Below are 14316 nucleotides of genomic sequence, written 5' to 3' on the forward strand. Positions count from 1 at the left end.
AGACAATGGTTGCCGAGACCCGGTTGGGTCCGTGTATCAAGTGCTCTAAATGTTCCTTGGAAACAGGGAACATTTAGGCCATCCCAGCAGTTCTACTAAGTGGCTCTGCTGGTCGTGGTTTGCACCTGGTGTTGAACACGGACTTGACAGGGTCATAGTGGTGTTGCCCGTATGGTGATTCCGCAGACCGCAGCTAGAAAGGTTTTCAGTGACCCCGTCTTCCGCGAAGAAGGAACCCGCCGACCAGGCCGAATTGTCCCCCGAGGAGAAGAAGGCGGCGACCAACGCCAAGCGCGCCGCCACCCGCGCAGCCAACAAGGCTGTCAAGGACGCCGCTTCCGTAGAGGGTGGCGACACCGTTACCGGGGTCGCCAAGCCTGAGCCCAAGAAGCGCGGGCCCAAGCCCGGCGCTAAAGCCGCGGCAGAAGCCGCCGGCAACTCAGCCAGTGCGTCCGACGACGACGTCGACGCCGAAGAGGATCTCGACGACATCACGCCCGACGCCGCCGAGCTCGGCGAAGAAGTAGAAGGCGAAGAAGTCGCCGGCAAGGCCGCGGCCGCCACCGGCTCCGGCTTCGTGTACTCCGACGCCGACGACGATGACGCCCCCGTGCAGCAGGTCATGTCGGCCGGCGCCACCGCCGACCCCGTCAAGGACTACCTGAAGCAGATCGGCAAGGTCGCCCTGCTGAACGCCGAGCAGGAAGTGGACCTGGCCCTGCGGATCGAGGCCGGACTCTTCGCCGAGGAGAAGATCGCCGCCGACGACGGCACCATGGATCCGAAGCTCAAGCGTGAGCTTGAGTTCGTCATCCACGACGGCAAGCGTGCCAAGAACCACCTGCTTGAGGCCAACCTCCGGCTCGTCGTCTCCCTGGCCAAGCGTTACACCGGCCGCGGCATGCTGTTCCTGGACCTGATCCAGGAAGGCAACCTGGGCCTGATCCGTGCGGTCGAGAAGTTCGACTACACCAAGGGCTTCAAGTTCTCCACGTACGCCACCTGGTGGATCCGCCAGGCCATCACCCGCGCCATGGCCGACCAGGCCCGCACCATCCGCATCCCGGTGCACATGGTGGAAGTCATCAACAAGCTGGCCCGCGTACAGCGGCAGATGCTGCAGGACCTCGGCCGCGAACCCACACCGGAGGAGCTGGCCCTCGAGCTGGACATGACTCCGGAAAAGGTCGTGGAGGTCCAGAAGTACGGCCGCGAGCCCATCTCGCTGCACACCCCCCTGGGCGAGGACGGCGACTCCGAGTTCGGCGACCTCATCGAGGATTCCGAAGCCGTGGTTCCCGCGGATGCCGTGAGCTTTACCCTGCTGCAGGAACAGCTGCACTCGGTGCTGGACACGTTGTCCGAGCGTGAAGCCGGTGTGGTCGCGATGCGCTTCGGCCTCACCGACGGTCAGCCGAAGACTTTAGACGAAATCGGCAAGGTCTACGGCGTGACGCGCGAGCGCATCCGCCAGATCGAATCCAAGACCATGTCCAAGCTGCGGCACCCGTCGCGCTCACAGGTCCTGCGCGACTACCTGGACTAAACGCCCACTGGCCACAGGCCAGGCGAAGTTCACACCAACGCGGGGTCACATCCCGCCCGTCCTCATCGGAGGAACGGGCCGGACGTGGCCCCGCGTTGCTGTTGGTGCAGCCAAGGTCGCTGTTGATGCCGCCACGTTGCTTGGTGAGCGTAGCCCACGGGAAAACGTCACTTAACGAATCAGGGCCCCTCCGGTATGGAGGGGCCCTGATGCAGTGTCTCAGGTCGCCCGGAACCCTGTGGGGCGCCGAAACGAAACCGGTGTGCGGTCTAGTCGACCGGAACCGGGGCCTTCTGGTGAAGGCGGTCAGTCTCGTCATGCCAGTCTGAGCTGAGCGGCTTGAGTGTCGGCTCTACGGCGCGTGCGTGGTGGCCGCAGAAAAGAAGCTCACCGCCGGAGGCACCGAGAACAACTCGGACATATGCCTGTGCTCCGCAACGATCGCACCGGTCTGCGGCGGTCAGTGTGCGGTCCGCAACTGCTGTTGTCATGTTCGGCCTCCTTAGTAGATCGGTATACCTATATAACCAGCATTCGTGGCCAAACCATGGCACGGATGGCCTTCTTTCGCTGTCCGCGTATCACGTCTCAGTAACGGCGAGTGGGCGGAGAGCGCCTGCGGGGAGTGGCAAACCGTCGATGACCCGGAGTCCGACTAATCTAGGAAGAGCGTCAAATTCTGTGACTGCCCACCTTTGCACGCTGCAGGGGCGGTCCCGATCCTGTAAGGAGTTCACGACCCGTGGCACCCAGTTCTGATTACACCGCCCGGCACCTCTCCGTGCTGGAGGGCCTCGAGGCCGTCCGTAAGCGCCCGGGCATGTACATCGGCTCCACGGACTCCCGCGGACTCATGCACTGCCTCTGGGAAATCATCGACAACTCCGTCGACGAGGCCCTGGCCGGCTTCGGCCACGACATCAAGATCATCCTCCATGCGGATAACTCGGTGGAGATCCACGACGACGGCCGTGGCGTTCCGGTGGACGTCGAACCGAAAACCGGGCTGACCGGCGTCGAGGTGGTATTCACCAAACTGCACGCCGGCGGAAAGTTTGGCGGCGGCTCCTACACCGCTTCCGGCGGTCTGCACGGCGTTGGCGCTTCCGTGGTCAACGCGCTCTCGGCCCGCCTCGACGTCGAAGTGGACCGCGGCGGCAAGACGTACAAGATGTCCTTCCGCCGCGGGGAGCCTGGCCGGTTCAAGGATCCGGGGACGAAGCCGGACCCCGCGACCCTCTTCGAACCCTTCATTGACGGCTCCGTGCTGGATGTCGTGGGGAAGGCCAAGCGCGGGGTGACCGGAACCCGGATCCGCTACTGGGCGGACCGCCAGATCTTCACGCCCGACGCCAAATTCTCCTACGATGACCTCGCCGCACGTGCCCGCCAGACCTCGTTCCTGGTCCCCGGACTGAAGCTCACGGTCCGGGATGAACGCCGGGTTGCCGGCACGCCCGGCGAATCGGGCCCGCACGAGGAGGTCTTCCACCACGACGGCGGCATCTCCGAGTTTGTCGACTTCCTCGCCGCCGACCCGGCCGTCACGGACATCTGGCGCCTCCATGGTGCCGGGAAATTCAAGGAAACCGTCCCCGTCCTCGACGAAAAGGGCCACAGCCAGCTCGCGGAGGTCGAACGCGACTGCGAGGTCGACGTCGCGCTGCGCTGGGGCATCGGCTACGACAGCACGGTCCGCACCTTCGTCAACATCATTTCCACGCCGAAGGGCGGTACCCACCAGTCCGGCTTCGAGCAGGCCCTGCTCAAGACGTTCCGCAAGGCCGTGGAGACCAATGCCCGCAAGCTCAAGGCCGGCAACGACAAGATCGAAAAAGACGACATCTTCGCCGGCCTGACCGCAGTCCTGACCGTCCGGCTGGCCGAACCGCAGTTCGAGGGCCAGACCAAGGAAATCCTGGGCACGTCGGCTGTGCGGGCCATCGTGGCCAAGGTGGTGGAACAGGAGATCAGCGCCAAGCTGACGTCCGCGAACCGCAACGACAAGGCCCAGTCCGCGCTGCTGCTGGAAAAGATCGTCAGCGAGATGAAGTCCCGCATCTCCGCGCGGGTCCACAAGGAAACCCAGCGCCGGAAGAATGCACTGGAAACCTCATCCATGCCCACCAAGCTCGCCGACTGCCGCACGGACGACGTCGGACGCTCCGAACTGTTCATCGTCGAAGGTGACTCCGCACTCGGCACCGCCAAGCTGGCGAGGTCCTCCGACTTCCAGGCGCTCCTGCCGATCCGCGGCAAAATCCTCAACGTCCAGAAGGCCTCTGTGGGGGACATGCTCTCCAATGCAGAGTGCGCGGCCCTGATCCAGGTGGTGGGAGCCGGCTCGGGCCGGACGTTCGACATCAGCGCCGCCCGGTACGGCAAGGTGATCCTGATGACCGACGCCGACGTCGACGGCGCCCACATCCGGACCCTGCTCCTGACGCTCTTCTTCCGCTACATGCGCCCGATGATCGACGAGGGCCGCGTCTTCGCGGCCGTCCCGCCGCTGCACCGGGTGGAGGTGGTCAACGCCGGTCAGAAGGCCAACGAGATGATCTACACCTACTCCGAGGCCGAGCTCCATGTCCTGCTGGCGCGGCTCGCCAAAGAGGGCAAGCGCTACAAGGAGCCGATCCAGCGCTACAAGGGTCTGGGTGAGATGGACGCCGAGCAGCTGGCCGAAACCACCATGGACCCCCGTCACCGGACTCTCCGCAAGGTCGGGATCGAGAACGCCAAGCAGGCCGAAGAGACGTTCGACCTCCTTATGGGCTCGGACGTGGCGCCCCGGAAGGACTTCATCATTGCAGGCGCCGCAAACCTGGACCGGGAGCGCATCGACGCCTGATGTCCCGCCGGCGGGTAAGGGCCGTGCGATGGAGATCCCTCCCGTCGCGGCTGCCCCGCCGGCACCTGGTTCGCCCAACCTTTGCCCAAGGTGCTTCCGATAGCTTCATCTCACCGATGCGGGCAAAGGACGCCCGGATTCGGATTCCGCAGCCGAATCCAGGAGACCCCTATGAAGCAACGCCGGAATATCCGCCGCGCGGCCATCGCCGCCTCGATCGGATTGGCGGCCAGCCTTGCGCCGCCCGCACTCGCTGACAACGGAACAAACACGGCATCCCTGCGTGCCGCCGTGTCGGCGAAGAACATCATGAAGCATCTCGCATCGCTCCAGGCGGTCGCGGACGCCAACGGCGGCACCCGCGCTGCCAGCACTCCCGGCTATGAAGCCTCCGCCCGGTACATCGAGCGGAAGTTGCGGGCCGCCGGCTACACCCCGGTCCGCCAAACTTTCCCCTACGACCGCTATGACACGGTCTCGGCCTCCATGGAGCGGCTATCGCCATCCCCAAGAAGCTACACCTATGACGCCCCGGACGGCTTCCTCGATATGGTCTACTCCGGTTCCGGCGACGTCACTGCCCCGCTGGCCGCCGTCGACATCAACCTGGCCGGTGACCGGGCCTCCACCAGCGGCTGCGAGGCAGCTGACTTCGGCGCGTTCACGCCGGGCAGCATCGCCCTGATCCAGCGCGGCACGTGCACCTTCCGGATCAAAGCGGACAACGCCGCCGCGGCCGGAGCAGCCGGCGTCATCATCTTCAACCAGGGCAATGACGACCCGGGGGACGAGCGCTTTGCCTTGTTCGGCGGCACGCTGGACGCGCCTCAGGCCAGTCTCCCTGTGGTCAGCACCAGTTTCGCGACCGGCGCCGAACTCGCCGGGCTGACAGGCGTCAGCATGCACCTCTCCGTGAACGCCACCGTCACCGCACTGACGTCCTTCAACATCCTGGCCGACACCGGCGGACGTGCGGACCGCACCGTCCTGGTGGGGGCGCATCTCGATTCCGTGCCTGAGGGGCCCGGCATCAACGACAACGGCACCGGGACCGCCTCCATCCTGGAGACGGCGATCCAGTTGAAGGCGTCCGGCCAGACCCCCGTCAACAGGGTCCGCTTCGCCTTCTGGGGAGGAGAGGAGCCCGGACTCATCGGCTCGGACTACTACGCTTCCCAGCTGACGGCGAGCCAGATAAAGACTCACGCGGTCAACCTCAACTTCGATATGGTCGGCTCGCCGAACTTTGTCCGGTACGTCTACGACGGCGACGGTTCCTCCTTCGGCACGAAGGGCCCCAACGGCTCCGGGCTCGTCGAGAAGGTCTTCGTGGACTACTTCAAGTCCCAGAACCTGCCCACCGCGCCGACGGAGTTTGACGGGCGCTCGGACTACTCCGGGTTCATCAACAACGGGATTCCTGCGGGCGGCCTGTTCACGGGCGCGGAAGGCATCAAGACCGTGGAGGAGGCGGCGGTGTTCGGCGGGACAGCGAATGTTGCGCATGACTCCTGCTACCACCAGGCCTGCGACACGATCGGCAACGTCAACACCACTGTGCTGGAGCAAATGGCCGACGCGATCGCCCACTCCACACTGACCTTCGCCATGACCACCTCGGCGGTCAATGGATCCGCCAAGGGCAACGGCTCCGGGAACGTCGACCTCCAGTTCAAGGCCAGCAAGCTGCTGAAATAACAGCGCAGGCCCCCAAGCCGGGCCGCTTCGCCGGCCGCTAAGCCGTGCCGCTTCGCCGTTCTTCTGGCGGGGCGGTCCGGCGTTTGAGCGCGATGATCAGATTGGCTGGGGCCGGCCCTAGCCGAGCAGGCCTGGGACCAGCAACAGGGCCGTCGGCACGGCCAGCAGCAGCACACAGCAGGCCAGGACGACGGCGCGCAGCGGTTCCGACAGCGGCGGCCGGGGCGAGAGCAGGCGGCTGACCCGGGACGCCGTCGTACCGGCCGAGCCAGTGCCTCCAGTGGCGCCGGGCTGGCTGGAGTCGACGTCGGACAGGCCGGGCTCGCCGAACGCCAAACGTGCCGCGGGGGTGGCCGGTGAACCGCTGGCCACAATGGCAATCGCCTTGATGAGGGTCGCCTTGCTCTCTGTCTTGAGCGCGACGTCGTCGGCCAGCATTTCGATCAGGGAGTTGACCGATTCCTGCGCCAGCCGGGTGGTGGGGAGCCAAGGCAGGGCCTGGCGCCACGCGGCGAAGGCCCACAGCAGGAGGTGGTGGCGCTGGCTCAGGTGCGCGTTCTCGTGAATCAGCACGGCACGCAGCTCATCGGGCTCCAGGGCGGCCATGAGCCCGTCGGAGAGAACAGTCACGGACCGTGCGCCGCCGGGCAGGCAGTACGCCACGGGGGAGTCCACGTTCAGGACCATGGTCCCCGGGCCGTCAGAGGACGGTGAGGCCAGAAGGTCCAGCAGTTCGCGGTGGCGCCGGCGCTGTCGCTGGATCTTGTAGTAGGTCAGCAGCAGGGTGAAAACAAGGTGCGCCGTCAGTAGGGCCGCGGCCGAGAGCGCAAAAATGTGCCAGAAGCCCAGATCGGTAGTGGGGGCATTGTTGAAGACCATCCCCGCCAGGGCCCGCAGGCCGGAGAGCAGGCTATCCCCGATCGGCTCGAGCCCGTAGACCAGCATGGCGCCGATCATGGACAGGCCACCGGCCAGGGCGATCGCCTGCCACAGCAGCATCGCCGTGAAAGGAGAGCGGGCCGGCCACTGGGCACGGGAGAGGAGGATAGGCACCGGCCACGCCAATGCTATCGCCAGGACCGCCAGAAAATATGAGGTCCAGAACATCGGGCGCTAGTTGCGGCCCAATAGCTTGCGCAGGGTTTCTGCTTCGTTGTCCGTGACGGAACCAATGAACCGGGCAAGGACGGCCTCGCGGTCCGGGGCCGAGCCGAGGACCTCGTGCATGAGCTCCGCGGTGTGGTCCGCGCGGCTCGAGACAGCCTGGTAGCGGTGCGGGCGGGTGCCGCGTTCGCGTTCAACAAGGCCCTTGCGCTCGAGGCGGGAGAGCACGGTCAGCACCGTGGTGACCGCGAGGTCCTTGCCCACGTGTCCGGCCGTGCCGTCCTGGGGGTGAGTGCTCTGCGCGAGGAGGTCCCGCAACGTGTTGGCCGTCGCAGCTTCTTGGCCTGCCCAGAGCAGGTCCATCACTGCCCGTTCCAGTTCACCGAGACTTGCCATTGCGTACATCCTTCTATGACTGCAGCACCGGCGTCGTGCTGGGAAAATGCTGGTGCCTGCCGGTGCGCTATATGTGAATACTTCAGTTACAAATTTAGCGTGTTTTGCGCATTCTTTCTACATGAAGTAGAACACGGCCGTTCGGCGTGTCGGACGGCCGGTCTGGAGCGCCGGGACGGCGCCAGTCCGACCATTGCAGGCCGTGACGCGCCGTGGGAGTCTGAGTTACGGGGAAGCGCCGTTGTGTTCTACACTCTGTAGAAGACTTACTTCTACGCCGCGTAGAAGTTGCTCGGACCTAGCCAAAAGTAGGGACTGCCTTGGACGCCTTGGAAATCGCACGCTGGCAATTCGGAATCACCACGGTCTACCACTTCATGATGGTGCCGCTCACGATCGGCCTCGGGCTGGTGGTGGCTGTGATCCAGACGCTCTGGTACCGCACCGGCAAGCCGGAATATCTGCGCATGACGAAGTTCTGGGGCAAGCTCTTCCTGATCAACTTCATCATGGGCGTCGCCACCGGAATCGTGCAGGAATTCCAGTTCGGCATGGCCTGGAGCGAGTACAGCCGCTTTGTCGGTGACGTGTTCGGCGCCCCGCTGGCCATGGAAGCGCTCCTGGCCTTCTTCGTCGAGTCAACGTTCCTGGGCCTGTGGATCTTCGGCTGGAAACAACTCAAACCCGGCGTCCACCTGGCCTGCCTCTGGGTTGCCGTGATTGGCTCCGTGTTCTCGGCCTACTTCATCATCGTGGCCAACAGCTGGATGCAGCACCCCGTCGGCGTCGAAATGGTCAACGGCCGGCCCGTCATGACCGACGCGTGGGCCGTCTTCACCAACAACACCGCCCTCGTGGCCGTGCCGCACACCCTGTTCGGCGCCCTCGCCGTCGCCGGAGGCTTCCTCCTCGGGATCGCCTGGTACCACCTGTGGCGCCGCCGCCACGACGGCATCGACACGATCGGGGCCGATGGCAAGGTGATTCCCGGCGAGGCCGCCGGCATCCTCGGTCGGGACCGCGCAGACCACACCGTCTGGATCCGCTCGCTGCGGATCGGCGCCGTCGTCGCCATGATTTCCTTCGCTGGCACCGCCGTCACCGGGGACCTCCAGGGCAAGCTCATGTTCGAGCAGCAGCCCATGAAGATGGCCGCCGCCGAGGCAGCCTGCCACGACGGCACCGGCTTCTCGGTCCTCAGCGTCGGCAACGTCGGCGCCAAGAACTGCGACGACATCGTGGCCGTGATCGAGGTCCCCGGCATCCTGTCCTTCCTGGCCAAGGGCGACTTCACCACGGAGGTCAAGGGCGTCAACAGCCTCCTGGATGAGTACCAGGCCAAGTACGGCACCACTTTGCCGGACAACCCCATCTACGGGGACCGCGCCGGCCAGCAAATCCAGTACGTGCCCGTCATGGAGGTCACCTACTGGGGCTTCCGGATGATGATCGGCTTCGGTGGCGTGGCCGCCCTCGCCGCCCTGGTGGCCCTGTGGGCCACGCGCAAGGGAACCGTGCCGGCCTCCCGCGGACTCATGCGCCTGGCGGTGTTCGGCATCCTCGCACCCTTCGGTGCCAACGCCGCGGGCTGGATCTTCACCGAGATGGGCCGCCAGCCGTTCGTCGTCGCCCCGAACCCGGACCCCAGCGGAATCGATCAGGTCTTCATGTTCACCGCCGCGGCCGTCTCACCGGGAGTCTCGGCCGGCGAGATCCTGACCTCCCTCGTGGTGCTGACCAGCATTTATGCAGTGCTACTGGTGGTGGAGGTCAAGCTCCTGGTCAAGTACATCCGCGGCGGCGTGGCCTCGGCCATGCCGGAACTCGCACATGCCCCCGTTGACGAAAACGAGGACGGCACCCCCCGGGGCGGTCCAGGCAAGCCCGACGACGACGTCCTGGCTTTCGCCTACTAGGCGCCCGCCCAGCAACCCACCTACCCAGCAACCCCACACAAAAAGCGCAGAGGATTCTCAGCATGGAACTGCTACCCACCATCTGGTTCGTCGCCATCGCGGTGCTGTGGACGGGCTATCTCTTTCTCGAGGGCTTCGACCTTGGCGTCGGGATGCTGATGAAGGTATTCGCCCGGAACAACACGGAGCGTCGCGTCCTGATCAACACGATCGGCCCGGTCTGGGACGGCAACGAGGTCTGGCTCCTGACCGCCGGCGGTGCCACCTTCGCGGCCTTCCCGCTGTGGTACGCCTCGCTGTTCTCCGCACTGTACCTGCCGCTGCTGCTGGTCCTCGTGGCGCTCATCTTCCGTGCAGTCGCTTTCGAATACCGCGGCAAAGTGGACAACCCCCGGTGGCGCGCCCGCTGGGACTGGGCCATCGCGGCAGGATCGTTCGTCGCTGCCTTCGGCGTCGGCGCCGCACTGGCCCTGACCACCACGGGACTGCCGCTGGATGCCAACGGTGACCGCGAGGGCGGCCCGTTCGCCTGGTTCAGCGGCTACGCCGTGCTCGGCGGGTTCGCCGTCGTCGGGTTCTCCCTCCTGCACGGGCTCGGGTTCCTGGCGCTGAAGACCGACGGCGAGGTCCGCCACCGGGCGCGGGCATGGTTCGTCCGGTTGCTGCCCGTGCTGCTGCTGCCTATCGCCGGCTGGGCCGTGAGCCTCCAACTTCTCAGCGGCGAGGCCTGGACCATCGCTGCCGTCGTCGCCGCCGTGGTCGCGGCAGTCCTGGCGTGGAATTTTGCCCGGAAGGATGCCGAAGGCCGTGCCTTCTTGTCGCTGGGGGCATTCCTCCTGCTTGGCAGCGCATCCATCTTCGGTGCCGCCTTCCCCGTGGTGCTCCCGTCCACCCTGGATCCCGCGTTCAACCTGACAGTCTCCAACGCCTCGTCCTCGGACTACACCCTGGGCCTGATGAGCATTGTGGCCTGCATCGGGCTGCCGCTGGTCCTGGCGTACCAGGCCTGGACGTACTGGGTGTTCCGGCGCCGGGTCAGCGCGGCGCACATCCCCGAGGCCCACAGCTTCCTTCCCGCGATCGCCGCCAAAGCCCTGGCACCGAAGGACTAACTCGCTGATGAGACCGTTCCCCGCCGGCCCTGCGACCCGTTCCGCCCTCTACCTGCTGGGACTGCTGGCCGCCCTGAAGGCGCTGTCCCTTGTGCTGATGGCCCAGGCCGTGGCATCGATGCTCGCCGGGCTCGCGGCGCATGACCCCGCCTGGGCCGACCAGCTGGTTCTGGGGGCCGCCGGAGCCGTGCTGCGCTCACTGACCGTGTGGGCGCAGTCGGTGGCCTCGCGCCGGGCGGCACTCGGGGTAAAGGAGGAGCTGCGCTCTCAGCTGCTGGAGCAGGCGCTCAGGAACGGAACGCGGGCGTCCGGGCCCGCCGACGGCGGCCTCGCCGTGCTGGCCACCCGTGGGCTGGATGCCCTGGATAACTACTACACCCAGTTCCTGCCCGCGTTGGTCAACTGCGCGGCCATCCCGCTGCTGCTGGGGGCCCGCATCCTGTTCGCCGACTGGATCAGCGCCGTGGTGATCGTGCTGACGGTGCCGCTGGTGCCGCTGTTCATGGTGCTGATCGGGCGGTACACAGAGGAACGCGTCAGGGAAGCCCAGTCCGCACTGGCGCGGCTCTCCGGCCACATGCTCGAACTCGCCAAAGGCCTGCCCGTCCTGGTGGGCCTGGGCCGGGCCGCCGCCCAGCGCCAGGCACTGGAGGACATGTCCGAGGAATACCGCTCCCGGACCATGGGGACTTTGCGCACGGCCTTTCTTTCCGCCCTGGCCCTTGAGCTCATATCAACCATTTCCGTGGCGGTGGTCGCTGTGTTCATCGGCGTCCGCCTGGTTCACGGCGACATGGCGCTGGAGGCAGGGCTGCTTGCCCTCATCCTGGCCCCCGACTGCTACCTGCCGCTCCGGGAGCTTGGCACCGCACACCACGCCAGCGACGAAGGCCGGGCAGCGCTCGCCGAAACCACTGCGGTCCTTTCAGTGCCGGAAACCGCGCCACTGGTTCCGGCGCCCGACGCCGGATTTGCCGCTGGACCGCCCTCCATCACCGTGGACGGGCTGAGCGTTCGGTTCGGCGGCCGCAGGGATGCCGCCGTCGGTCCGCTGAGCTTCACCGCCCCTGCCGGCCGGATTACGGCACTCGACGGGGCCAGCGGTGCGGGCAAGAGCACCGTGCTCGGAGTCCTCGCGGGGACCGTCGGGACGGGCTCGGGGACCGTCGTATCGGGACGCCTCGGAGGATTCACGACGGCGGATCTCGCCTGGGTGCCCCAGCACCCCGTCATGGTGGCCTCCACGGTGCTGGACGAGATCCGCCTGTATCTCGGTGTTCCCGCCAACGGACCCGACGCCGCCGCGGCCAGCGCTGCCACCGGCGGTTCGGCCAGCGCGGAAAACGATGCGGCAGCGCAGCGGTGCCTCGCGGCCGTGGGCGCGGAACACCTGGCCGCCAAGCACCCGGCCGAGCTGAGCCCGGGGGAGCTGCGGCGGGTGGCGCTGGCCCGCGGGCTGGCACGGATCGAGGCCGGCGCCAGCGTACTGCTCCTGGATGAACCCACCGCCCATCTGGACCGGGAATCGGCCACAAAGGTCAATCGGACCCTCGCCGGGCTCCGGGGACAGGTCACTGTGCTGCTCGTCGCGCACGACCGGCAGACCCGGGAGCTTGCCGACATGCTCGTCGCGGTGGCTCCGCACGGCTCCGGGCGCCACGGAGTCGAATATCCGTCCATCGCCACGCCTTTGCCGGCATCAATCGATGCGGACGTCCAGGCCGCTGACGTCCAGGCCGCGGCCATCCGGCCGCCTTCCGCCGCGGCTGCCGCGACGCCGAGTCCGAGCCGGGGCGCAACGCCGAGCGCAACGCCTGGCGGCCCTGAAGCTGGCGCCGCGCCTGCCGTGGCCGTCGGCTCTGCCGGCTCATTCGGCTCGGTCGGCCCGGCCGGCTCAGTCACCTCCCAGTTGCGTCGCCTGCTGGCCCCGGTAACGGGCCGGTTTGCCGCCGCCGGAGCCGTAGGCACTCTGGCGGCCTTGTTCGCGGTCGCCCTCGCCGGGCTCTCCGGCTGGCTCATCATCCGCGCCAGCGAGCAGCCCCCCATCCTGTACCTGCTCACCGCGATCGTCGGCGTGCGGTTCTTCGGCGTCGGCCGGGCGGGCCTGCGGTACGCCGAACGGCTGCTGCTGCATGACGCCGTGTTCGCCGCCCTGACCCGGCTCCGGGGCCGGCTGTGGGAGTCGCTGAGCCGGCGGGCACTGTCCCTGCGCCGGTTGCTGCAGGGTGGCAACGTCCTGGGCACGGTGGTGGACGACGTCGACACTGTCCGCGAGCTCCTGCCGCGCGTCGTGCTGCCGCCCGTGACTGCCATGGCTGTTGCCGTGGCCGCAGTGTGCGGGATCGGGTTGCTGCTTCCCGCGGCGCTGCCCGCCGTGGTTGTGGCAGCGCTGCTGAGCATCGTCGTTGCCCCGGCACTGGCGTTGGCCGCCGACCGCATGTCTGCCGGCACCGAACAAAAACTCCGCTCCGGCGTGCTCCGTCACGTGGCAGCCGCCCTGGACGCCCGCGCAGAACTGAATGCGAACGGCGTGAGCGCCCCCGTGCTTGGTGCGATAGGCCGGGCGGACCGGGCCGCGACGGCTGCTTCACAGCGGTCGGCGTGGGCGGAAGGGCTCGGCCAGGCCCTGACCGTCCTGGCCTGCGCCGGAGCCGCCCTGGCCAGTGCCGTGCTGGCCGCCCCGCTCGCTCTGAGCGGCGCGGTCGAAGCGGAGACGGTCGCCGTCGTGGTCCTGGTGCAGCTTGCCCTGGTGGACCCCTACGCGGCCATCACCACGGCCGTGCGGCAATACCCGGCGCTGCGCGCCGTAATGCGGCGGATCAGCGAGGCAGGTGTCCTGGAGCCGGGGGCCAATGGTGAACCGGAGGGCGACGACGCCGCAACGGGCGGCCTGGTGCACGTGCCTTCGCGACCCGGCGGCGGGCCCGGGATCGAACTTGTGGACCTCGCAGCCGCGTGGCCTGGCAGCGGCAACGTCTTTACCGGACTCACTGCCGAGGCCGGCCCAGGGCGCTGGCTGGCCGTCACCGGCGCCTCCGGCTCCGGCAAATCGACCCTGCTGGCAGCGATCCTGGGTTTCCTGCCGGCGGCCGGCGGCCACCTGTACCTGAGCGGGCGCGCCGCCTGGTGCCCGCAGGAGGCGCACCTTTTCGACTCGACCATCCGGGGCAACCTTCAACTCGCGCGGCCTGAGCCCGCTCGCGCCGGCACGGACAGCGCCACGGGTGCGGCCGGGGATGCCGCGCGAGCCGGGGATGCCGCGGCGGGCGGAACGTCCGCGGCCGCCGGAGGCGACGAGCAGATGCGCGCTGCCCTCGACGCCGTCGGACTTGGTCCGGTGCTGGCCCGGCTTGAGGACGGACTGGACACCCGGATCGGCCCGGGCGGGGCGTTCCTCAGCGGCGGGGAGCGTACCCGTCTGGCCGTTGCGCGCACGCTCATGACCGGGGCCGATATCATCTTGCTCGATGAACCGACCGCACACCTCGATGCGGAATCAGGCAGGCTCATGCTCGCCGAATTGCGGAACGGGCTGCGCGACCGGACCGTTGTCCTTGTCACCCACAACCCGAACGATATCGACCCCGCTGACACCAGACTCGACCTCGACGCCGCGGCTGCCGCGGCCGCCGCGGGCGACGGTCCGGCGCCGGCGGCTGTGCTGGCGCGGGGGTAGCCGGCCGATTAGCCTGT

The 14316-nt window shown here is 67.4% G+C and carries 9 protein-coding genes; 6 read left to right on the plus strand and 3 right to left on the minus strand.

All coding sequences use genetic code 11. The annotated features are described in order from the left end of the window. Positions 1 to 208 precede the first annotated feature (208 nt). Positions 209 to 1546, plus strand: coding sequence for an RNA polymerase sigma factor (locus tag MRBLAR12_RS06295; protein WP_364744452.1), 1338 nt, complete (start codon positions 209 to 211; stop codon positions 1544 to 1546). Between the two features lie 269 nt (positions 1547 to 1815). On the opposite strand, the gene MRBLAR12_RS06300 is transcribed toward MRBLAR12_RS06295, so the two are convergent. After that, positions 1816 to 2037 (minus strand): DUF7455 domain-containing protein, encoded by a 222-nt coding sequence (locus MRBLAR12_RS06300; protein ID WP_026266251.1) that lies wholly within the window; start codon positions 2035 to 2037, stop codon positions 1816 to 1818. 251 nt (positions 2038 to 2288) lie between these two features. Here MRBLAR12_RS06300 and MRBLAR12_RS06305 point away from each other — a divergent pair, with 251 nt between their 5' ends. Both MRBLAR12_RS06305 and MRBLAR12_RS06310 read left to right on the plus strand, forming a co-directional pair. Then, a complete protein-coding gene (locus tag MRBLAR12_RS06305; RefSeq protein WP_229993245.1) occupies positions 2289 to 4397 on the plus strand; it encodes a DNA gyrase/topoisomerase IV subunit B in 2109 nt (702 codons plus the stop codon). 171 nt (positions 4398 to 4568) lie between these two features. Further along, entirely contained in the window at positions 4569 to 6095 is a 1527-nt protein-coding gene (locus tag MRBLAR12_RS06310) for a M20/M25/M40 family metallo-hydrolase (RefSeq protein ID WP_364744456.1), read from the plus strand. Positions 6096 to 6212: 117 nt separating this feature from the next. On the opposite strand, the gene MRBLAR12_RS06315 is transcribed toward MRBLAR12_RS06310, so the two are convergent. Together MRBLAR12_RS06315 and MRBLAR12_RS06320 are read right to left on the minus strand one after the other, a co-directional pair. Beyond that, positions 6213 to 7202, minus strand: a complete 990-nt coding sequence (locus MRBLAR12_RS06315; RefSeq protein ID WP_229993247.1) for a M56 family metallopeptidase — start codon at positions 7200 to 7202, stop codon at positions 6213 to 6215. A gap of 6 nt (positions 7203 to 7208) precedes the next feature. After that, on the minus strand, positions 7209 to 7595 hold the full coding sequence (locus tag MRBLAR12_RS06320; protein ID WP_229993248.1) for a BlaI/MecI/CopY family transcriptional regulator: 387 nt from the start codon (positions 7593 to 7595) through the stop codon (positions 7209 to 7211). 320 nt (positions 7596 to 7915) lie between these two features. On the opposite strand from MRBLAR12_RS06320, the gene MRBLAR12_RS06325 reads away from it, so the two are divergent. The 3 genes from MRBLAR12_RS06325 (at position 7916) to cydD (ending at position 14299) form a co-directional block, all read left to right on the plus strand. Further along, positions 7916 to 9511, plus strand: a complete 1596-nt coding sequence (locus MRBLAR12_RS06325; RefSeq protein WP_229993249.1) for a cytochrome ubiquinol oxidase subunit I — start codon at positions 7916 to 7918, stop codon at positions 9509 to 9511. 62 nt (positions 9512 to 9573) lie between these two features. Further along, positions 9574 to 10623, plus strand: a complete 1050-nt coding sequence (gene cydB, locus MRBLAR12_RS06330; protein WP_364744459.1) for a cytochrome d ubiquinol oxidase subunit II — start codon at positions 9574 to 9576, stop codon at positions 10621 to 10623. A gap of 7 nt (positions 10624 to 10630) precedes the next feature. Next, entirely contained in the window at positions 10631 to 14299 is a 3669-nt protein-coding gene (cydD, locus tag MRBLAR12_RS06335) for a thiol reductant ABC exporter subunit CydD (protein ID WP_364744462.1), read from the plus strand. The last annotated feature ends 17 nt before the right edge of the window (positions 14300 to 14316 follow it).

Source organism: Arthrobacter sp. LAR12-1-1.1 (assembly GCF_040676555.1).
Classification (GTDB): domain Bacteria; phylum Actinomycetota; class Actinomycetes; order Actinomycetales; family Micrococcaceae; genus Arthrobacter.

Coding starts and splice junctions, on each gene's coding strand:
- MRBLAR12_RS06300 (WP_026266251.1), bottom strand. CDS start 2,037: ATGACAACAGCAGTTGCGGACCGCACACTGACCGCCGCAGACCGGTGC.
- MRBLAR12_RS06310 (WP_364744456.1), top strand. CDS start 4,569: ATGAAGCAACGCCGGAATATCCGCCGCGCGGCCATCGCCGCCTCGATC.
- MRBLAR12_RS06315 (WP_229993247.1), bottom strand. CDS start 7,202: ATGTTCTGGACCTCATATTTTCTGGCGGTCCTGGCGATAGCATTGGCG.
- MRBLAR12_RS06320 (WP_229993248.1), bottom strand. CDS start 7,595: ATGGCAAGTCTCGGTGAACTGGAACGGGCAGTGATGGACCTGCTCTGG.
- cydB (WP_364744459.1), top strand. CDS start 9,574: ATGGAACTGCTACCCACCATCTGGTTCGTCGCCATCGCGGTGCTGTGG.
- cydD (WP_364744462.1), top strand. CDS start 10,631: ATGAGACCGTTCCCCGCCGGCCCTGCGACCCGTTCCGCCCTCTACCTG.